Origin of the sequence: Microbacterium paraoxydans, assembly GCF_019056515.1 — a bacterium.
Lineage (GTDB): Bacteria > Actinomycetota > Actinomycetes > Actinomycetales > Microbacteriaceae > Microbacterium.
In genome coordinates, this window is the sequence record NZ_CP064874.1 from 1 (window position 1) to 20421 (window position 20421).

A 20421-nucleotide genomic window follows, 5' to 3' on the forward strand; every position below is an offset into this window, starting at 1 on the left:
ACTTTGGCATGTCGAGCATGTCGAGCTCCTGTTCTGCCTCGCGCGTAGCGCGCTCGCGCGCCGCCTTTTCCAACTCGTCCTTGACGTAGTCCGGGATCTCAAGCCCGGCCTGCTGTGAGACAGCCAGCGCAAGCCAGCTGCTGAGGGGATCCCAGACTCCGCAGCGAGGCGTTCGAGGATCGGGTCGTAGGCCTCCGGATATCGAACCGTCCTGACGGCGCGAGGGCCGTATGAACGACGTCCTGGCTTCGCTCTGGCTGGCATGCCCTGTTTCTAGCACGTAGCTGATTCAGAATCACGGATTGGTTCGGTGCGTCGCGCAGACGGCTCTGAGCTCTCATGCCAGGTATAGGCCCAGCCTCGGACGCTTCGCGGACATCGGTTCCCGAAAAAAGTTTGGCTTCGCTGTTGGTACACCTTTTACGCCTCGCGCGGGCGCGCATGTGTGAGGGCTGCCGCTGAAAAGGTGTACCAGGTGTACCAAACGCGATAAAAACACTGATCAGAAGGCAAAAATGCTTGGTACACCTTGCGAATCGGCAGGTGTACCAGAGGTAATGAAACCCCAGGTCAGCGCTAATTTCGTTGGTACACCTCAATTGTGTACCACTGCGCGCGAGTCGGGCTTTGCTGTTACAGCGACGTGCGAGCAATACTGCTGCGTCGACGAGGGTTGTGTGTCATCCGACGCTTCCTCGGAGTGGATTCCTCGGGTGGTGTGGCCCGTCTTCGCTCGCTGAGCTCGGCGTGTCGCGCTAGATCTCTCGATCGGCGGGGATCTTCCAGACGCGGGTGGGTTCTCCACCGATTCGCGCGGTCACGGTTCCGGTCTTGGTGCCGATCAGATGTAGCCGGCGCAGTGTCGTGGTGATCGCTTTGATGCTGAGGGTGGGGTCACCGTGCGCGGCCCGGATGAAGGGCAGCGCTTCGGTGGGGCGGATATACAGGTAGCGGTGGTCGGTGCGTCCGATCACCCACTCCTTGGTCTGGCTGGCGTTGTCGGTGAGCTCGCCGCCGTTGGCGAGCAGGTATCTGACGGCCTCGCGTAGGGCCCAGATGATTTGGTCGTCCTCGCCGAGCCATGACGTCGCGGGCTGGGCGGGAGCATCGAGGCCGAGGGTGCTCAGGATCGTGTCGCCGAGGTAGAACGCGGCGTCGAGGCGCCGGGGCTTGGCGAAGTCGGGATGTCGGGCGATGTTGATCCCATGAGGGTCGAGATCCAGGTGGGGCGCGTTCTGCTGCAGATAGCTCGCGATGATGCGTCGGCCGGCAGCGGCGGGTTCACTTCCCAGCGAGCGGAGCGGTTGAAGGCTGCGCGGACGCTGGGGAAGCTCGATGGTGATGGAGCGCTCGGCGCTGAGCGGCTGAATTGTCTGAGAGCTGGCGATGATCAGCGCGGAGGCCTTGCTGAGTGGGGTGGCGAATGAGACGAAGCTCTCGATCTCGATCTCGTCGAGCGCGCTGAGTGGTGCGCGGGGGCTGACGTGGGGGGCGCTGGTGAGGACCAGTGGCCTGCCGGGCACGACGGCACGTCGGACTCCTGCGAACGTGAGGGGGTCGATGTGTGGTCGTTCGATCTCGCCGGCGAGCTCGGCGAGTGCGTCGGCGAGCGCGTCTCGGGTTGTGGGGGTTCCCCCGATGATGAAGATCGGTGTCGGGAGGGGCTCGATGTAGGAGTACGCGATCGCGCGGACGAGCTTGTCGGCGTGGAGTGGGAACGCCTCACGCAGGGGCTCGATACCCGCAGCCCAGGCGCTTCGCGCGTGAGCTGCGGGTATCGAGTCTGCGAGTGTGCCCATGGTCAGCTGGCGTCGGTGTCGTCGGTGCGGATGGCGATGAGTTCGTGGCCTTCGGGGATCTGCGCTTCGAGCATCTCGCGCGCTTCCTGGTAGCTGCCGGCCTCGACGGTGATCCGCTCTGTGGCGGTGCTGCGGATGGTTCCGATGACGCGCATGGGCGGACCCTAGTGGTCGTCTCCGACATTCCCCGCTGTCATGCGCTGGCTTGCAGGTGCCGTTGCACGTACTCGTCGAGGGCGGCTCGGACGACGTCGGAGTCGGTCTTCATCCCCAGCTGCGCGCGCAGCTGGTCGACCTCGCGCTTGCGGGTCGGGGTGACGCGGGTGCGGATCGTCGGGGACGCGCCGGATCCCGCGGCCGTGCCGCCGACGCGGGGTCGTCCTCCGACGGCCCGTGCGACAGCCTGTGTGCTTCCGAGGGCCTCGAGGAGGAGCTGCTGCCCGATGGCTGCGGCGTCGGCGCCGTGGGCGCTATCCCCCGGCGTTGACGCGCCGGTGGGCTGCTCTTCGAGCGCGGCGAGGGTGGCGTAGCGCTCCTGGTCCTTCTTGCTGAGGGTCATTCGTTCTCCTCCTCCATCTGTCGGCGGTAGTAGGCGCCCAGCGGCATGACGTGGTAGACGACGAAGTTGCCGCCGGGCTTGAGTTCAATGAGCACTTCGATCAGCCGATCGGTCTGTGCGTGCTGTGGGCCGATGAAGACGCGACGCTGGTTGCGGGTGTCGCCGTCGTTGATCTTGACCTTGGTGCTCGTGTAGGTCGCGTTCTGCATTGCGTAGAGAGCGTCAGCGTGGGGGATGTCGTGCTTGTCAGCTGACTCCGGCCACTCGATTCCCATATAGGTATTGTGCCACAAAACACCTGTCTGGGGAACGTGCTGTGGAGAAGTCGATGCTCGCGGCCGCGCGGGGGCGTAGCTTCGCAGGATGGTCCACGACTGGCTGGCAGCCGGCACCCAGCCGCATTGCTGCGGTGTGGTGATGCGCGATCGCCCTGCCGCGTTGGCGTGCGTGGTGTGCGGCCGTGAGGAGGCGCTGCCACAGGTGGCCTCTCCCCCGGTCTTCGTCGGCGCGAGCATCCACGGAGGATGACCCTCTGCTACCTCGAGCTGGTGATGACTTCGATGATCCGGGGGGCGATCGCGGCCGGCGCCGGCGTGATGGGGTGTTCGGCGAGCTTGGTCGGGTCGGCTTCGCGCCAGATGATCCGCCGCTCGTTGCACCAGGTGCAGCTCGCCCCCCAGTGGTACGGGTCGGCGTCGTGCAGCCTGGTGCGCAGCGGCGCCGCATAGGGGCTCTGGATACCGGCACGCCAGCGGACGTGTGGGTGGAGGTCGGCCGCGGAGAGGTACAGGCGACGCCCGATGCCGAGACCCGCGTACAGCTCCCAGCGGTTGCCATCGTCGTGCGGGTTGTCCGGGTTGATCGACGGGATGTCGTAGGGCTTCGAGAACACGTCACCGAACCCGTCGAAGGGATCGACGGCGAATCGTCCACGCAGACCGCTCGCAGCGTGCTGCAGCACGGTCATCGGGTTCCCCTCTGGCGTCGTGGTGCGCAGCAGGTAGATGGTCGGGTCGTCCACCACGCGCCTCACCCGATCGACGTTCTCACGCGCGAGCTGTTCCGCGGCCGCGGCGGTGAGCAGCGGGTGGAGCAACTCGTCGTCACCGGCCTGCAGCACAGCCTCGGCCGCGGCCTCCTCGGCGAGGCCCGGAAGGTGCTCGAGCAGTCGCGGATGCCACTCGTTGGAATGCCGGGAGGTCCGCGCCCAGGCGTTCGCGATCTCGGTCAGCAGCATCGAACGCGCCCATCGCTGTGCTGCATCGTCGAGGCCGTCGCTCTCTTCGAGCTCACGGAGCTGGTCGCGTGCGCGTCTGCGGCCGAACCAGCCCGCGGCCGCGACTTCGGTCCGCGCGCGCCTGCGCCGCAGCACGCGCCGTAGGTACTCCCCTTCGGGGCTGTAGTACTCGTCGGACATTCAGCTGGCGAGGGTGGCGAGGGTGGCGACGATCGCGACGACCAGGCCGGCGGCGATCATGTAGGGGCCGAACGGGAGGTCCGTGCTCTCGTGTCCGTGCTTGCGTCGCACCGCCGCGATGATCGCGTGGGGGAACGCGAGGACGTAGGCGACCGCGATTGCGATGAACGGGAAGTACCAGGTGTGCCACCCGGTGAGCAGCCCCACGCTGAGAGCGAGTTTCACGTCACCGAAACCGACTTGCCCGAGCAGCCCGAACGCTGCCAGCAACACCGCGAGGCCGAGTGCGCCGCTGATTGCAGAGATCGCTGCACCGCCGGCGCCGGCAGTGATCGCGAGAGCGAGGACGGTGCCCGTCAGGAAGGCGGCGAGCGTGAGTGTGAGCGCGTCGGGCAGTCGACGCTCCTGCAGGTCCGTGCGCGCCAGGAGCGCCCCGTAGACGCTGTAGACGCTGATCATGACCCAACTGCCGACCGTGAGCCCGAGATCGGGGCTCAGGGGCGCTGTGATGGCCGCTGACAGAGCGAAGCCCCCCACAGCCGCGAGCGGGTACCGCAACGCCGGGAAACGTCCCGCGCGCGCGCTTTGGGGGGCCTCACGAGTTGTGGTCATGGGTCAGCTGGCGATCGCGTGGCGCTGTCGCAGCTGAGCGATGAGGGACTGCGTCTCGGTGTCGGGCTCGTAGTCCTCGTCGACGGCGGCAAGGTTCTGCTCGAGCTGCGTGATCAGTCGCTCGACGCCGGCGTGGTCGCCTGCCTGGTGCTCGGCGCGCAGACCGTCACGCCAGAAGACCTCGTTGATGGGGTCGACCATGCGTCCGATCGCGGAGGCGAGGCGTGCGTGTCGGACCTTCCCTGTGGACAGGCTGCGGGTGGCTACCTCATGGGCGACGTCGCCAATGGTCGCGATCATTTCGTTGCGCAGCCGGTCGGCGAACACGTAGCGCTTGTCGGGGACGCCGCTGATGGGCTGTCCCTTGACGAGCTCGAGCGCAGCGAGCAGCCGGTCGGTGGGGGTGTCAGAGATCTCGTCACCGATGAGACCGAGGAAGTCCTGCCAGTCGGAGCGGACGTCCTCGTGCAGCCGGTACTCCCCCGTCGTCACGAGCGGCACATAGAGCTCGCCGTCATCGTTCTGTCCGAGCCAGCGGCGAGTCTTGGAGGTCAGCCCGTTGCGGTCGTCGTTTGCCTTCTTGCCCGAGGCGATCTGGCCGGGCCAGAACACGGCGTGTACCTGCTCGGCGGTGGCGTTCGGGTTCACCGACAAGAACGCGACCAGCTCGGTCCCCTTGCGGATTGCCGATCGCCACTGCGCGGCGGTGTTCGGGTTCACCGGCGCCTCTCCACGCGCGCCGCGAACCTCGACGGGTCCGAGCAGCTGCAGGTACGGCCCACGGTGCAGCGGTGTGATCGCCGCGAGCGGCTCGTCGTGCTCGGCCGCGGCCTCCTCGTCGACCAGGTCGACCGTGACGGTCTCCGCCGGCTCCTCGTCGACGGCGGCGGGTGCTGCCTCGTCCGCCTCGGAGATCTCCGCCTCCTTCTCGGCGGCGACAGGCTCGGAGATCTCGACGTCGGGCTCGTCGACGAGCGGGAGCTGCTCGGCTTCGACCTCGTCGGCTTCGACTGCAGCGGCGGGGATCTCGTCGAGCTCGAGTTCGTCGTCGAGCGCGACGCCGGTAGCGGCGCCCTCTGTGGCGACGTCGAACAGCGCGAGGATCTCGTTGTACTCGCGCGTGCCGACAAGCTGCGGGGTGATCGGGATGGCGACGCCGGTGCCGGGGATCTCGAGCTGAGCTCGACGGTCCTCGGTGAGTGCCAGGTTCCAGCTGCCCGTCAGGTGGCCGGCGCTGACAGCTGCGATACCGACCCGCGGGATCCGGGTGACCAGCTCGCTGATGGCTTCACGGGTGGCTTCGTCCGGGTTGTCGCCGAGGATGATGATTTCCGGCGCCCAGGCCTCCGCATCCGCTCCGGTAGTACGTGCCTGCTCGAGCCCGTCGACGCCGAGCTCAGCGAGAGCAGCTTCGACCGCCGCGGCCTGTCCGTGCAGGTTGCGCAGCAGCGTGTCGGTGTCCTCGACGTGACGCACGCGGCCGCTGCCGAGCGCGAGCGGGAGGCGATCGCCGACGCCGACGAGGGTGACCTGGACGTCCTCAGACCAGGTGTTCGCGGCGAGCTCGATCGCGATGGCGGTAAGCACGCCCTGGCGCAGCTCTCCGGTGGCGCCGGTGACGTTGAGCGCACCGATCCGTTCCAGGTCGACGAAGATGTGCCCGTTGTTGTCGTCGTGGCCGAGCATGACCAGCGCCGGGTACGGCGCGGACGGGACCGTGTCGAGAGGCTCGAGGTCGGTCAGCGCGACCATCCAAGCGAGCTTGTCTTCGGGGTCGTACTGGGTGAACGGTGCCGGAAGGTCGGTCGGCTCGTCGAGGTAGACGGCGACCGAGCTCTCATCGAGGCGGAGGGCGTACAGCGCGGGGAGCCGGCTGCCGGTTTCCTGCGCCCACACGGCCAGGTGGCGCAGGGCTGTGTCGACCGCCTCGGCGCCCAGCGGGTTCTCCACGGCGCGCAGCTCGAGCTCCACGGAGGACACCGTCTCGTCGGGCATCGCGATCCGCTGGCGGGGCTTGCGGTCGCGGCGCTGCTTGAGACGCCGCCACCCGAGGAGGGTGAGGAGACCGGCGGCGAGTGTGGCGCCGATGCCTCCGATGGTGGCGACCTGGAAGTAGTCCTCAATGCCGCTCGTGTCGTCCTCGTCGACGTCGACGGCCGCGGCCGGAGCTGCAGCCTCGTCGACGGGCGCCTCGTCGGCGGGCGCCTGGGTGGCATCCGTGGTGAACCCCAGACCGCTTGTGGCCTCGTCCTCGGCCGCGGCATCCGCACCCGACGCGCCAGCGCCTTCGTCGGCGCCGCCGCCAGCACCCGCGGCACCAGCACCCTCGTCTGCGTCGACGTCGACGGCGCCGGCAGCGCCCTCGTCCGTGTCGATCGAGCCAGTGCTGCCGGTGGTGCCCGCCGCGTCGTCGGTCGGAGCGATGGGGACGACGGTGGCCACGGGGATGTTGACCTGCTGGCCGGGGTAGATCCAGTTCGGATCGGTGATGGTGCCGCCGCCAGGCTGAACGATGTCTTTCGAGGCCTCGAAGATCTCGGGGTAGCGGGTACCGTCGCCGAGCTCCTCGGCCGCGATGTCCCACAGGGTGTCGCCGGAGACGATGGCACGCTGCTCGTAGGTGATCTCGGTGACCGTCTCCGCCTCGGCGCTTGCAGGCGCTGCCGCGACATCCGCTGCGGCTGGCACGACGGCGTCTGCCGGCAGGGTGAGCACCCATCCCTCCTGCAGCCATCCCGATGCGGTCAGCGCTCCCCCATCGGCCTGCTGCACACCGAGGTTGAGCGCGGAGATCTCTGCAGCGCGGCTGCGGTCGCCCAGCGTGCTCTCCGCGATCCGGGCGAGTGTGTCCGTACCCGTCACCACGTACTGCGGGCCTGCCTCGACGACAGGGGCCTCCTCAGTCGCAGCCTCGGTGGTCGCAACCGAGACGACAGAGGTGCTCATCGACACCGAAGGCTGTGTGGGTACCTCTGACGCAAACGCGGCCGCGGGCGAGAACAGTGCGATGACTGCGGCGAGCAGACCGCCCATGACCTTCTGCTGGACGCCGAGGCCAGGGATCCGCGGCCGCGGCACGCCGCGCAGCTGCGCGGGCAGCTCGGCGAGGAAGCCGACAGCGAAGGTCGCCCACGCGATCCACGCGACGATCGGCATGATCGTCCCGATCAGGAAGGATCCGGTGTAGTCGCGCATCGTGAACCCGGCCACGAGCTCGTCCCACGACGGCAGCGGGTTGCCGGCGAAGAACACGAGCCCGGCGGGGATACCGACCAGGAGCACGGCGAGCAGGATCAGCGACCCGAGGCCCTTTCCGATGCGGTTCATGATGCCTCCTTGGGGGTCAGGGGACGATGACCGTCTGCAGCTCGTTGACCTCGAGGTCGACTGCGCTGTTGGTGGTCAGGTTGATGGTGCCGCCGGGGCCGGCGAGAGAGGTCCACGTCACGGTCCAGTTCGTCGTGGCCGTGACCGTGAAGCGATCGCCGGGGTTCCGGCTCGAGGTCGACGTGTACTGGTAACCGCAGGTCGGCGACGTCGTCATGCCGTAGCCGACGTTGTACGGGGTGCCGGTGTTGCCGCAGGTCGTCGACGCGCCGTCGCCCATCTGCCAGCGAACGGACGTGGCCTGAGCGGTCGCCGTGATCGTCTGCCCACCCAGCGTCGCGGTCTCCGTATAGGGGCCCCAGGTCAGGGGCTCGGGGTTGTTGACCCAGAGCCAGATCGGCACCCCGACGTAGCCGCGACGGTGACCCCATTCCGGGTTGACCTCGGGAGCCATGCCGATGTCGATGCCGCGCAGGGCGAACGTGGAGATGAGCTGTTGAGCAGCGGCACCCGGAGTGAGCACCCGCAGCCCCGGCGGGACCGTCTCACCCCAGAAGTTGCTCTCCGTGCCCAGGCCCGGCGATCCACCGGGCGTCGGGTTGAACATGATGCAGCCGTAGTAGCCGGCCTCCTGCGAGTAGCCCGGCGGGCGGGCCGGCCATACGCCGTCCTTCATAAAGACGTAGCACTGCCGCGTGTTCGACCAGTACGAGTCGGATCCACCGCAGTCGATGATCGCGTAGAAGCGCTGGTAGGTGCCGCCCTCGAACACTCGAATCTGATCCTCGGTCCAGCCCAGCTGCAGAAGGCCAGACTGCGAGTTCTCGTAGTAGCAGGTCGGTGCGCCAGGGGTCCACCCGTTGCTGTCCGGGTTCGGCGCCGGATCCGAAGGTATCGAGATCGTGAGGTAGCAACGCGAAGACTCCGGGTCACACCAAACACCACCGGCAGCATTAGCAGGCGCAGCCGTGGCCATCAAGGTGCCTGCGATCAAGGCGATCGAGGCAAGGGCGGTGACTAGTCGTTTCAGCATGCGATCTCCCGAGCTACGGTCAGCAGCTCTCCCCCAGACTGATCAGGTTGTAAACCAGCCAGGTCTCGCTCTCGCTGTCGTAGACGACCTGGTAGTCGAAGGTGCTGCGAGCTTCGGGGCGCATGGCCTCCGACCCGTCGCTAGCCCAGACCTTGTACTCGCTCGCGTCCTGGCAGGCATTGATCGTGACAAGACCGTTCTCGATGCCTTCCCACTCCTGCCCGTAGGAAGCAACCGTTTCGTACTTGATCGCTCCCTCTGTGGTTGCGGGGCCTTCGACGTTCACCTGGTCGACGTTGAGAATCGGCCCCTCTGCGATGCCAGCTGCATCGTTGACAGCGACCTCGAGAGCTCGCCCGGTCGCCCACGCCTCAAGCGGCGCAGTATCGGTACCACCAGCTGCGTTGACCTCGCCCCGTGTGACGAAGTACTGGGTCAGCACGGTCTCCGCTGCGGTGATCGCCTCATCCTCGCTCGCCGGCGGCGGAACCTGTGCGTTGCTGGCGGTAGGCGTGGGGGTCGGGGTGTCTGTGGGGCTGGCGGTGGGGTTCTGGTTGCCGGTGCCCGTGCATGCGGTCAGCGTCAGTGCGGCGGCGATGATGCCGGCGATGGCGAGGCGCTTGATGCTCATGGTGGGGCTCCTATTGGGTGATCAGCTCTGCGGTGGCTGTGGCTTGGACGGGGAACGGCACGGGGAGGAAGGTTGCCGAGTAGTCGGTGTCGACGGTGACGGTGATGCGGTCGCCGCTGACGGCGACGCTTCCTCCGACGCCAGCGGCGGCGAGGTAGCCGTTGGCGGCGCTGACGGCTCGGTTGCTGTCGATCGCGGTGGTGCCGTCGATGATCGCTTGGCCGCTGACCGCGTTCGCTGCGGCTCGGGCGGCACTGGCTGCGGTGGTGTAGGCCTGCTGGTTGGCTTGCACCTTGCCGGCGCCGTCGACGACGAGTCCGACGATCGCGAGGAACGCGACGGTCATGATGACGAAGTAGATCGTCGCGACGCCCTTGTCGTCACGGAACTTGGCTTGGAGCCTCTGGATCATGGTTTTCATCGCCGCTCCCTGTAGGCGTCGACCGGAGAAGCAGCGGTGCCTGTGAGGTCGCGGGTGCCGGGGAGGCCGATCATGGCGGCGTCGCTGAGTGCGACGGTGCAGGAGACGGTCGCACTGACTCGGCCGGTGGTCCCGATCGGGGCGCTCAGGCCAGAGGCGTCGATGTTGACGGAGAGGGTGGTGCAGTTGACGCCGGACTGTTCCATCGAGATCCGCGCCATGTCTTCGGCGGCTTCCTGCGCCTCGGCTGTGGTGCGCGCGAGCGAGGCTTCGCGAGCTGCGGCTGACGCTGCGGACTCGACGGCATTGCCGGCCAGAGCGAGACGTCCGGAAGCTGCGAGCAGCACGAGCACGGCGGCGAGGGCCGGGGCGAGGATGGCGATCTCGAGGCCGGCGGAGCCGCGGTCGTCGCGGAGCTTGGCAATGAGGGTGCGGATGGTGCGCATCAGTTGACCCACCTTTCAGTGGGGCCGGTCACGGTGACGTCGATGTTGGTGGTCAGTCCGGGGACGAAGGAGGGGGCGTTGCCGGTGACGGTCACTGTCACGGTGTTGGCGCCGCGGTCGACCGCGACGGACGCGCCGCTGATCGGTGAGCCGGACTGGTTCAGGACAGCGAGGCCGGCGGTGGAGCCGTCTGTTCCGCTGGCGTTGTAGGCGCGGGCGGCGTTGTAGGCGCTGGTGGCGGCGGCGTGGGCGAGGTTGTTGGCGTGAAGGATGATGCCCAGGTGCAGGAAGACCGCGAGGACGAGCAGCAGTACCGGGGCGATGATCGTGTTCTGCAGCGTGGCCGCACCCCGATCACCGGCGAGCGCTTCTCTGAGGCGCTGCCGGTGACCGGGGTTGGTGGTGCGGACCATCTGCGGGTGGCTCTTTCAGCCGGTGGGGATCTGACCGGCGTAGGCGTTGATCGCGGTGACGATGATCGCCACGACGGCCACCGCGGCGAGCGCGATCCCGGCGGTCCAGATGACCTGCTCGAGGGTGATGGAGCCACGTTCGGGCTCTTCGGTGAAGCGAGCTGCCCGCCCGCGCATGCGGGACAGGAACTCTCGGCTCAGGGTCGACATAGGATCCTGGTTCCTTTCTCTCTCTGGGTGGGTGGTGCTTGGTCTACTAGGTATAGGCCCCGGTTTGGAGCCTTCGCGGACATCGGTGGATAAACAACCTTTCAGAAGAAAGCGTTGAGAACGAACGGTGTGCCGAGGAGGAGCATGAAGAGGACGCCGGTGAGGGTCATCGGGATGGTCATCTTGTTGGTTGCTTTGTTCGCCTCCGTCACTTCGTCATTCAGAAGTCGGTCCCGGAGGTTCTGCCCCCGTGCCCTGAGTGTCTCATATACCGATGCTCCTTGCTCCCCTGAGAGCCTGATCACCTTGGCGATTTCACCCAGGTCGGGGACGTTGATCTCGACGGAGAGCTGCTCGAGCGCGTCCCAGGGGGCGGTACCGGCGTAGCGGGCTTCGGTGAGGGTTTGGCGGATACGGACGAAGGCCCAGTTGCGTCCGACTTGGGCTGCGGACTCGAGGGCTTTGCCGGGAGGGGCGCCGCTGATGCGTTCGGATCCGACGAGCTCCATGTAGACGGCGACCGAGCGGGAGAACTCCTTGCGGGCGGCTTCGGCTTGGTCGCGGACGAGCAGGTTGGGCAGGTACCAGCCGCCGATGGCGAGGGGGATGCCGAACAGTGCGGGGATGTAGAACGCGGTCAGGCCGAGGACTTGGAAGATCAGTCCGATCGCGATGGGGGCGATGAGGCCGAGGCCGGCGGAGAGCACCTTCTGGTACAGGAACCGGTTGACGCTCATGCCGATCAGGCGCAGATCGCGGGTGGGGATCTTGAGCGAGGGGCTGTCGCCGACGCGACGGAGGACGGCTGAGCCTACCCGGTTCTCAAGGGTGGCGGCGTAGGCGGGGTCGGCGGCGACGGTGGTGGTGCCGATCCGATCGAGCGCTGCGGAGAGGCTGGGCTGGGTGGGCACCAGTGCGGCGATGACCAGCGCGAAGCCGAGCCCCAGGACGAGGCCAGGGAGGACGATTAGTGCGAGGTTCACTTCTCACCAGCTTTCTCGGAGGCAACGAGCAGACGGGGTGCCGGCACGCCGCGGCTGATGCGTCGCATCCACAGCAGTACGAGGGCGTAGCTGACGAGGTACGCGGCGAACAGGAGTTGACCGATCGGGGTGCCGTAGGGGGCGGAGTACTGCTGGGCGAGGACCAGAAGTACGAGCAGCGCGACGGTGAAGTAGACGACGAACCTGGCCTCGTTGCGCGGGGTGGCGCGGTCGGCTTCGATCTGTCGGCGCATCTTGACCCGCTCGAAGATGCTCTTGGCGAGATCCTCGAGCGAGGCGGCGAGACCGGAGCCGCGGAGCTCGGCCTTGCGGAGAAGATGCATCACGAGCACGTCCGCGGTCTCGTCGTTGAGATCGTCGGCAAACGCCTGCAGCGCCGCGGTGGTGGTCCACCGGGCGTTGATGCGCGCGACGAGCTGCGTGACCTGTGGGCGGATCGCTTCGGGGCAGCTGCTCAGCGATGCGGCGATGGTGCGTTCGAGGCCGGCACCGGAGACGGTGAGGCCGGCGAGGCTGCGGGTCCAGGACTCGAGGGCGTCGAGCTTGGCGATCGTGTTCTCCTCGGGGCCCTTCTGCAGCAGCCATGGCAGGCCGACAGCGGCGACGGGCACCGCGATCACGAGCAGCCACCATCCGGTGATCAGCGCGAACACCAGACCGACCGCGGCGCCGCCGACGAGCTGGATCTGCTGCGTGCGGGTGAAGTCGCGTGTCGCCTTCCCGCGAAGTGCGCTGCGCGTGGGCAGCCCACTGGTGCTGGGCTTATGGGCGGCGCCGAGGATGACCAGGATCGCGCCGGCCACCGCGACGATGATGCACAGAGCGAGGGTTGCGGTAGTCATCTCACACTCCCAGGTTCGCGGGATCGAAGCCGTAGAACTTGAGCTCCTCGAGGAGCCGCGGCGATGGCATGTCAGCGGTGATGAGGCTGCCGGTGGATCGGTCGAAGCGGAACACCTGAGAAGCCACAGGGCGGGAGTTGTTCTGCTCCTCGCCGGGCAGGATCTCGGCGATCTCGGTGACGACGCGGCGGGGCTTGCCGGTAGCGGGGTCGATGATCTTCGAGATCTGCACCACGATCTTGATGTTCTGCTCGATCATCCGGTAGGCGTACACGGGGGTCGTGTTGTTGCCGCGCGACAGCATCAGCGCCGACATGCGGTCGATCGAGTCGTCTGCGCTGGCGGCGTGCAGAGTGGACAGCGACCCGACACCGGACTGCATGGCCTGCATCATGGCGTAGATCTCAGGCCCGCGGACCTCACCAACGATGAAGCGCTGCGTGTCCAGTCGGAGGGTGTCGTAGACCAGGTCTTCGGGGGTGATCTCACCAGGCAGCCGCCCATCGGCGCCACGCTCCCCCTCCCCCGGCTTCGCCTCGAGCGAGACCACTCGAGGGTGGCGGTCGTTGATCTTGTGAAGGTAGAGCTCACGCTCCATCTCGATTGTGACGATCTTCTCCTCGGCCGGGATGCAGTCGGCGAGCGCGCGCAGCAGTGTGGTCTTGCCTGCGCCGGGGAAGCCGCTGGTGACGACGGAGACCCCGGCGATGACGGCCGCGCGGAGGAAGGCTGCCGCCTGGCGGGTGATGGTGCCGCGCTCCACGAGCTGGTCGAGGGTGACGTCGACGAGGCGGTGGATACGGATGACGATCGTGGGGCGGGTGGCGACGGGTTCGGCGATCGCTGCCAGGCGCGCTCCGCCGGGCAGGTCCATGTGCAGTCGCGGCCGGGCGCTCGTGAACGATCGTCCGCCCTCACCCGAGCGGGCGGCGAGCAGGTTGATCTCTCGCTCGAGCTCACGGTCATTCTCGGCGATCGGGTACTGGTACTTGACCACGCGGCCGTCCGCGTAGGAGATCCAGACGTCGTCGAACCCGTTGATGTGGATGTTCTCAACGTCGGGCTCGTCGACGAGCGGCTGCAGCCGACCCAGGCGGAACAGCTGGTCGAAGACGGCCTGCCGGATCGCGGTCTGCATCGGCGCCGGCCAGCGGCCCTCGCCGGGGCGTCGGGTCTGGTCGTCGACGCGAGCTCGGACCCGGTCAACGATGTGGTCCTGCGCTGTCTGCTCGCGCTGCTCGGCAGTGATGTCCATGGACTCGCTGAATACCGCGGCGAGCTCACGGGAGACCTCGTCGCGAATGGCGGCGATGTCGGCCCAGGGCAGATCGCTGCGCGCGTCGAGGGTGGTTTGCGGAGTGACCTCGGGTGCAGGCCGTTCGGGGGTGGAGGGCGGTGTCGGCACGATCGGAGCAGCAGGTGTCGTGGGGGCGGCTTCGGCCGGAGCGTTCCGCTGCGCCGCACGGGTCAGGTGCGCGGCGGCGTGTCCCAGGTTGCGCAGGCCCGTGTCGGCCGGTGCGGTCGTTGGTGCCTGCGGTGTTGCCGGTGCCGGCGCGGTGGCCGGTGCTGGCGCGGTGAAGAACGGGATGTTGCCCAGGTCTGCAGGGTCGGGCGTGGAGTCGCTCACTGCTGTCCCTCCCAGTCGGTGGTTGTGTATGTGCGGGTGTTGAGGACATCGCTGTAGCTGTGCAGCAGTGCGCCGATGGCCCGCGAGTAGGGGGTGCGCTGGGCACCGAGGGTGGGTGCGCCGACCGAGTAGATAGCGGCGCCCTTCGGATCCCAGGGGATGGTGCCCAGCAGGTTCATGCCGATCTGCTTGGTGACGGTCTTGAGAGGCCAGGTCTCCTGCGTGGTGGAGCGTTCGGTAACGAGGAGATCCACGTAGCTGGCGTGCCCGATCTCGTTGAGCGTGTTCAGCAGCCACTCGGGGACGGTGTTGCGGTTCTCGTCGAGGGATCGCCAGTGTGCGAGCACGGCTGCCACGGAGGGCAACGTGCGATCGGTGAACAGGGTGATGCTGTCCGCCTCGCGCAGTAGCGGGAGACGAGGGTCGTTGACGTGGAGGCGCCCGCCGTCGACGAGGATGTCGTAACCGGCGGACTCGTAGGGTCGCAGCGCGTCGAGCAGTGCCCGCCAGAAGTGGGGGCCCGCGCCGGCGGCGCCCTGCAGGCTCTTGAAGCCGGGGATGAGCACTGAGCGGGGGCTGAGCTCGACGGTCTGCTCCCAGAGCTTGTCAGGGGTCAGAGCGCCGTACTGGTCTGCGACGGCCGCTTCGGTCAGTCCGGTGCTGTGGTAGACCTGCCCGCGGATGAGTCCGGGGATGATGCTGCTGGTCTTGGTGGTGTCAGCCTCGACGAGGATCACGGGCTTGGACCAGTTGAGGGCCAGGGCGCCGGCGGCGGTGGTCACGCCGGGGGCGCCGGACGCGCTGGCAAGGAAGATGATCGCCATGCGGGGTCACTCCCCCGTCGAGTCGATGACCAGCGCGACACGGCCGGTGGCGGCACGAGCGGCGATGTCGGGTGCTTCACGGTTCGGCACGACCAGGTCGACAACCCACACCTGGGTCTCAGTGTCGTAGGTGGCGGTGAACACCGTGGCGTCGAAGCTCTTGGGGGTTTCGACGGGCGGGTCGCCCTGAGTGACGGGGGTCTCGACGACACGGACGTTGTCGCCTGCTGCGAGCTGGTAGCCGGGCATCTGCGCCTGGGTGAGCGTGACGCCCACGATCGAGGAGCCGGACGGCACCGCGAGGGTGTCGCCGGTGTTGGCCGACGTGATGAGGGTGCCAGCGGGCAGGTCGACCAGCGCGGTGGTTCCGACGAGGTCGGCGGCATCCGCGGCGGAGACGGCGTCGACCTGCTGCCCGCCGGCGAGCTGGATGGTCGTGAGGTCGTCTGTGGTGATCGTCTCCCCGCGTGAGACATCGACGCTGGTCGCCATGACGCTGACGGTGCGGGTGAGGTTCGTGGTGACCCACCACACGCCGATTCCGCCGAGGAGGACAAGCGCGATGCCGAGGGCGATGATCGCGGGGCGCCGGCGAGACTTCGTCGGCTGCAGGACTGCAGGAGTGAGTCCTTGCTTCTGCTCGCCCTGCTCGGTGGTGTCTTTCGTGCGCTTGCTCTTGCGGTCAGTGGTGGTGGTCATTGGAAGTCAGTCCTTCAACGTGGGCGGATGTGGCGTAGGTGTCTAAGCAGTTCGGTGAGTGTCTCATATACCGCTGTCGCGACAGCTGGTCTTCTGCTGTAGCTGGACACCGCACCGTCTATTCGAGAGGCGGAAGGAATGCCTCGTAGGCGGTGATGATGACGAAGTTCCGGGAGGGAGCATCGAGTTCAGCGGTGACGCGATCGAGGATCGCGCGGTACGACGGGGCAACGCGCACGGTGTGCTTGACGCGAGGCCCCGCATCAGTGACGGGGGCGGGACGCTTCTGCCGGTTGAACAGATCCGTCCAGTCCTCGTCAGTCTCTTCTCCGCCGGCGGTGGCCTGGCGGATCAGTTCAGGAAGACGCTTATAGGTGGCCGAGACGGCGTCCAGGAGGACCGTCTGGTGGCTCTTGCGCGTCTTGGCCATGTACGCCTGCAGTCGGTCGTTCAGCGGGACCGGAAGGTGGACAGGGACGCCCTTGGTCGCGGTCTCCCGCTCCTCCCCCTCTCCCCCGTCTTCGTCCTCCGCGCGGGTCGTGCGAGTCGGCTGCTTGCGCGGCGCCTGCTTCTTCGCAGGAGCGGCCGCAGGTTCGACCGCCGCTGCAGGGACGGGCTCGGTGGGCGGAGCCTGGTCGACGGTGGGCTCCACGGGTTCTGCGGGAGCCGGCGTCGGCACGGCGCGGCGGGTGAGTTTTCCGAGATCCTGGCGTGCCACGTCAGGCCTCCTTCATCTGGTTGGCCCACAGCGATGTGAGCTCCAACGCGACACTGGTGTAGTCGGAGATCGCTGCTTGGTTCTTGCGGGAATCGGTGTACTGCGTGACGACCTTGCCGTCGTAGGGAGCGTCCTCGATGCTCGCGGACAGGCGGATGTGACGCTGGAACCGCGGGAGTCCGATCTGTCCTTCGATGAACTCGACGGTGTCGAGCTGCTCTTCCCAGTCCTCGAGTCGCCGCCCGCCTCGGCGGGTGTCGATCTTGTTCAGCAGGAGTCGGTAGGGCACCCCAGTCGGGATGATGTGCTCGGCGAGCGTGTCCGCGACGGACTCGATGGCCATGGTGGCCGCTTCGAGCGGCAGGACGATGAAGTCGGCGACCTGCAGGACTGCGGTGAGAACGCCGGTGTTCTCATGGCTGCCAGGTGTGTCGACGAGGACGATGTCGTATCCGTCGAGGTCACGCAATCCCATGATGTTGTTGGGGTCGACGTCGGCGGCGAAGTCGAACGGAAGGTCATCCCCCGCGCGCTCGGCCCAGCGTGCTGCGGACTGCTGCGGGTCGACGTCGACCACGAGCACATTGTTAGCGCGGGACAGCGCGGCCGCGAGGTTCATGACGGTGGTGGTCTTGCCCACCCCGCCCTTCTGGTTGCAGACGCCGATGATTCTCACGATCGGCCTCCACGGCTGAGGGCGTTGGCAGCGGTCGCGCCAGTCGAGCGCGCGGTGTGCGGATGTGTGGCGCGGGTATGGGGCAACTGTGGCGGGTTCATGGGCGCCAGTATAGCGTCACATTCACGCCTATATGCAACAACAATCGCGCGTGTCTGGCGCGACACATGCGCTAGAGCATGTGGAGCTACGGCGCTAGAACTGTGCGATGAACGCGCTCTGTCGGTGCAAGAACAACGCAAGCAGAGCGCTTGACAGTGCGCATCATCTAAAACAAGACCCGCGCCATAGTGGCTACATACGGGCACAAGCAATGCGCAAGTAAGGGGCCGTACAGGCGACAGCCGGGCGCTCGTAATGCGCACGTTAGAGCGCAACAGCATGCGCGGGTAGGGCGATGTAATAGCGCGAATATTGCAGTTGATATTGCGGATGGCTGGCGCGGGTATGGCGCGGGGGTTGCTCAGCGTATCGCGCAAGTGATGCGGTGATCTGGCGGGGGAGTGGCGGAGGCTATCGCGGTGTTGCTGCGAGGGTACAGCGCAGAGCATGGCGGCGGGGTGGCGCGTGTGTAGCGCGGCGCTGGCGATGGTGGGGTGCGCGGTGTCGCGAGGGCTGGTCATGGAGTCGTGGTGGGGCATCCAAACGATGGATGCGGGCGTAGACGGGCCTGTGCGGCCTGCTGAGGCGATTTCGGCCATGAGGAGGGCTCCGAGTGAGGCGGAGGGGAAGACAGGGCCCCTGGGGGCCATCCAGAGGCCCTGTCTGTCTGGGGGGGCGGAGCGGGAGTGTTGCTCCGGCCTGTGGGGAGCGCTCGACTCGTCGACTGCGCTTGCCCCCTGGATGGCGGGTTGGCTCAGCTGCGGCGCGGGGCGTAGGAGACCTTGGCCTCCATGTCGCCGCTGACGGCCTGCATGAGCTTGGTGCGGATTCGGCACACTCGGCGGTTGAGCGTCTCCCGGCTGACGCCGAGCTCGACAGCTGCTTCCTCACGCGCCACACCGGGATCACCCTCCGCGAGCTCGATGCGAGCAAGCAGCTGGACCTCGTCGCGGCGGAGGGTGCCGGAGTCGATCGCCCAGGTGAGGATCGTCACCAGATCCCGGAAGACGTCATCGCTCTCGTCGGGGCCTGCGATCTTCTCGAGCAGCTCGTCTTCGACCGGCATTGCGTCGACGCTGTGCTCGCTGCCGAACCAGACTCCGAGGTTCTTGATCGTCTCGAGGCGGATGTTTCCGGAGACGGAGTGGACCCGCTCGAGCGGGTAGGTGTGAATGACCTCCCAGAGCACGCCGATCGTCGCGGTACGGGCGTCGGCGGGGGAGTGCTGCCACAGGCTGCGCATGCTGCTGCAGCTGCTCGGCAGCCGCAGCGCGAGCGGCATGAACGACTTGAGCAGGACGCGGCCGGCGATGGTATCGCCGGCGTGCTCGAGGGTGAGCAGCTCGAGCAGGAGCGCGTCGCGCTGTTCGGGAGCTTGCGGCTGCCGGATGAGGTTCACGGCCTCATCGCCAGTCAGCTCGCCGAGCGTTCCGAAGTGGTGAGTGGTGTGGGAGTGGAAGCTGTTCCACTCATCGAACAGCTGGTCGGCAAGAGGTGATGTCTTCGCCCAAGCAGTCATGAGAAATGGCCCTTCGTCGTGACGTCGGTTGACGAAGGGCCACGTTCCTCAGCACCCCTGGTTCAGATCCTGGAAAGTTCCGGCCGGGCAGGAGAGCGCCCGATCGGCGGATGCTGGCTTCGGTGGATCTGAGTTGCGATCCGATGCTGTAAATACCTGTTCAGGGGCGGTTTCCATGCCTCGCTGCATGGGCGCAATATCCACGCAAGATTTCTTCGATCCGCGATGTCCGCGAAGGGCCGAAAACCCGGCCTATACAGATATGCCCCCGTTGGTCGGGAGGCATCAGGACTCCGCGGAAGGGACAGAAACGTGAGCGAGAGCAGCACCGCAGACAGCGCCGACGACGCCATGTGGGAAGGATTCAAGCCCGACGCTGCACGCGCGATCCGTGCGCGCCAGGGGTTCGAGGAAGCAGTGGCGAGCACTCTCGACGCACCCTTCGACCCCTCCACGCATGGTCGCGTGGTGAAGGCGGTTGAGGAGCTTTCGGCAGCGGTGCCGGCAGCTCTGCGGGTGGCGCAGCTGCGAGTGGGAGGAGCTGCATAATGGCGCGTCGTGAGAAGACGTCGAAGCCGGCCAAGGAGACGAAGACCGTCCCGGCACAGGGGAGCAGCTGGACCCATGGTCGGCAGCTGGGCGGCAAGCTGCTGTCCGCGCTTCTGTTCGCCGCGATCGCGTGTGGGCCTATCGCGCTCTTCGCCGCGGCCGCACGTCCGGCGCCCGTCGTCGCCGCAGCGCCCGAGGCGCAGGCAGCGGGACTGAGCACGCAGCAGCAGGCTGCCGGCGGTTACGCGGAGGGCTTCGTCTCCTCGTGGCTGAGCGCGACGAAGGACGCACCGGGCGACCTGGCTACCTACGTCGACCTGGCGGCGCTGCGGCAGCTGTCGGTCACGGCCTGGGAGTACCGCGACCTGTCCGTGGTCTCCATCACGCCCGTCGACGGCTCGGACTTCGTCAACGTCGTCGTCGCGGCGAACATCAAGGAGCTGTCGGTGACGGACTCCGACGACACCAGCACGACGAGCTGGCCGCGCCGCTACTTCCAGGTGGCGATCGCGGTCAACGGGGACACGGTGAGGGCAGTCGGTCTCCCGGCCCAGATCTCCGCTCCCGTCCAGGGCGAGACAACGTCGCTGGTCTACAAGCAGACCATCGGATCCTCTGACCCGTCCGCGGAGACAGTGTCGGCGTTCCTCGGCGCGTACCTTGCCGGCTCGGGTGACCTGTCCCGATACAGCGCCCCGGACACATCTTTCGTGGCGATCTCGCCCGCCCCCTACGTGATGGTCAACGTCGAGGAGATGCGGTCAGACCTGACGCCTACGGAGTCCCCGAGCGATGGCGACACCCTCAAGGTGCTCGCGACCGTCTCACTGCTGAGCCCGCTGGACCAGCAAGTGACCTCGACGTACACGCTCACCCTCACCGCGCGTGCCTCCCGCTGGGAGGTCAGCGCCATTGATCTTGCACCGCAAGCGGTCTCCGACAAGGGATCGACAACCCCCACGCCGACACCGTCCGGTAACGGCAACTAAGGAA

The 20421-nt window shown here is 67.2% G+C and carries 23 protein-coding genes; 2 read left to right on the forward strand and 21 right to left on the reverse strand.

The window, feature by feature from the left end:
* Positions 1 to 755: 755 nt before the first annotated feature.
* The 21 genes from IZR02_RS16745 to IZR02_RS16845 all read right to left on the reverse strand — a co-directional run bounded on the left by IZR02_RS16745 (position 756) and on the right by IZR02_RS16845 (position 18879).
* On the reverse strand, positions 756 to 1799 hold the full coding sequence (locus tag IZR02_RS16745) for a hypothetical protein (protein ID WP_005052668.1): 1044 nt from the start codon (positions 1797 to 1799) through the stop codon (positions 756 to 758).
* Between the two features lie 2 nt (positions 1800 to 1801).
* Entirely contained in the window at positions 1802 to 1954 is a 153-nt protein-coding gene (locus IZR02_RS16750) for a hypothetical protein (protein ID WP_005052671.1), read from the reverse strand.
* A gap of 38 nt (positions 1955 to 1992) precedes the next feature.
* Entirely contained in the window at positions 1993 to 2358 is a 366-nt protein-coding gene (locus IZR02_RS16755; RefSeq protein ID WP_005052673.1) for a hypothetical protein, read from the reverse strand.
* Positions 2355 to 2873 carry a hypothetical protein gene (locus IZR02_RS16760; protein ID WP_139833210.1) on the reverse strand — a complete coding sequence of 173 codons (519 nt, stop codon included), beginning with the start codon at positions 2871 to 2873 and terminating at the stop codon, positions 2355 to 2357. The genes IZR02_RS16755 and IZR02_RS16760 overlap by 4 nt, the downstream gene beginning before the upstream one ends.
* Before the next feature lie 20 nt (positions 2874 to 2893).
* Positions 2894 to 3775, reverse strand: coding sequence for a hypothetical protein (locus tag IZR02_RS16765; protein WP_005052679.1), 882 nt, complete (start codon positions 3773 to 3775; stop codon positions 2894 to 2896).
* The gene (locus tag IZR02_RS16770) at positions 3776 to 4234 is read right to left on the reverse strand and encodes a prepilin peptidase (RefSeq protein ID WP_172400032.1); all 459 of its coding nucleotides are present in this window, start codon (positions 4232 to 4234) and stop codon (positions 3776 to 3778) included.
* A 156-nt stretch (positions 4235 to 4390) separates the two neighbouring features.
* The gene (locus IZR02_RS16775; RefSeq protein ID WP_005052682.1) at positions 4391 to 7714 is read right to left on the reverse strand and encodes a LysM peptidoglycan-binding domain-containing protein; all 3324 of its coding nucleotides are present in this window, start codon (positions 7712 to 7714) and stop codon (positions 4391 to 4393) included.
* Positions 7715 to 7730: 16 nt separating this feature from the next.
* The gene (locus IZR02_RS16780; protein ID WP_253247343.1) at positions 7731 to 8486 is read right to left on the reverse strand and encodes a hypothetical protein; all 756 of its coding nucleotides are present in this window, start codon (positions 8484 to 8486) and stop codon (positions 7731 to 7733) included.
* Positions 8487 to 8766: 280 nt separating this feature from the next.
* Entirely contained in the window at positions 8767 to 9378 is a 612-nt protein-coding gene (locus IZR02_RS16785) for a hypothetical protein (RefSeq protein ID WP_005052688.1), read from the reverse strand.
* Positions 9379 to 9388: 10 nt separating this feature from the next.
* Complete coding sequence (locus tag IZR02_RS16790; protein WP_005052691.1) at positions 9389 to 9799, reverse strand: pilus assembly protein TadG-related protein; 411 nt, start codon at positions 9797 to 9799, stop codon at positions 9389 to 9391.
* Entirely contained in the window at positions 9796 to 10245 is a 450-nt protein-coding gene (locus IZR02_RS16795; RefSeq protein ID WP_005052692.1) for a hypothetical protein, read from the reverse strand. The genes IZR02_RS16790 and IZR02_RS16795 overlap by 4 nt, the downstream gene beginning before the upstream one ends.
* A complete protein-coding gene (locus IZR02_RS16800; RefSeq protein ID WP_005052695.1) occupies positions 10245 to 10658 on the reverse strand; it encodes a TadE/TadG family type IV pilus assembly protein in 414 nt (137 codons plus the stop codon). The genes IZR02_RS16795 and IZR02_RS16800 overlap by 1 nt, the downstream gene beginning before the upstream one ends.
* Positions 10659 to 10673: 15 nt before the next feature.
* Positions 10674 to 10868, reverse strand: coding sequence for a hypothetical protein (locus IZR02_RS16805; protein ID WP_005052697.1), 195 nt, complete (start codon positions 10866 to 10868; stop codon positions 10674 to 10676).
* A 101-nt stretch (positions 10869 to 10969) separates the two neighbouring features.
* On the reverse strand, positions 10970 to 11851 hold the full coding sequence (locus IZR02_RS16810) for a type II secretion system F family protein (protein WP_005052700.1): 882 nt from the start codon (positions 11849 to 11851) through the stop codon (positions 10970 to 10972).
* Positions 11848 to 12714: a type II secretion system F family protein gene (locus IZR02_RS16815; RefSeq protein WP_005052702.1), complete on the reverse strand. Its 867-nt coding sequence runs from the start codon at positions 12712 to 12714 to the stop codon at positions 11848 to 11850. Before IZR02_RS16815 ends, IZR02_RS16810 begins: the two co-directional genes overlap by 4 nt.
* Position 12715: 1 nt before the next feature.
* Entirely contained in the window at positions 12716 to 14341 is a 1626-nt protein-coding gene (locus IZR02_RS16820) for a CpaF family protein (RefSeq protein WP_005052704.1), read from the reverse strand.
* Positions 14338 to 15165 (reverse strand): hypothetical protein, encoded by an 828-nt coding sequence (locus IZR02_RS16825; RefSeq protein ID WP_005052708.1) that lies wholly within the window; start codon positions 15163 to 15165, stop codon positions 14338 to 14340. The genes IZR02_RS16820 and IZR02_RS16825 overlap by 4 nt, the downstream gene beginning before the upstream one ends.
* Before the next feature lie 6 nt (positions 15166 to 15171).
* Entirely contained in the window at positions 15172 to 15864 is a 693-nt protein-coding gene (locus IZR02_RS16830) for an SAF domain-containing protein (protein ID WP_005052710.1), read from the reverse strand.
* 118 nt (positions 15865 to 15982) lie between these two features.
* Entirely contained in the window at positions 15983 to 16582 is a 600-nt protein-coding gene (locus IZR02_RS16835; RefSeq protein ID WP_005052713.1) for a hypothetical protein, read from the reverse strand.
* A gap of 1 nt (position 16583) precedes the next feature.
* Complete coding sequence (locus IZR02_RS16840; protein WP_005052715.1) at positions 16584 to 17258, reverse strand: ParA family protein; 675 nt, start codon at positions 17256 to 17258, stop codon at positions 16584 to 16586.
* A gap of 856 nt (positions 17259 to 18114) precedes the next feature.
* A complete protein-coding gene (locus IZR02_RS16845) occupies positions 18115 to 18879 on the reverse strand; it encodes a hypothetical protein (RefSeq protein ID WP_005052717.1) in 765 nt (254 codons plus the stop codon).
* A 312-nt stretch (positions 18880 to 19191) separates the two neighbouring features.
* Between IZR02_RS16845 and IZR02_RS16850 the strand changes: the two genes are divergently transcribed.
* Both IZR02_RS16850 and IZR02_RS16855 read left to right on the forward strand, forming a co-directional pair.
* The gene (locus tag IZR02_RS16850) at positions 19192 to 19428 is read left to right on the forward strand and encodes a hypothetical protein (RefSeq protein WP_005052720.1); all 237 of its coding nucleotides are present in this window, start codon (positions 19192 to 19194) and stop codon (positions 19426 to 19428) included.
* Positions 19428 to 20417, forward strand: a complete 990-nt coding sequence (locus IZR02_RS16855) for a conjugal transfer protein (RefSeq protein ID WP_005052723.1) — start codon at positions 19428 to 19430, stop codon at positions 20415 to 20417. Before IZR02_RS16850 ends, IZR02_RS16855 begins: the two co-directional genes overlap by 1 nt.
* The last annotated feature ends 4 nt before the right edge of the window (positions 20418 to 20421 follow it).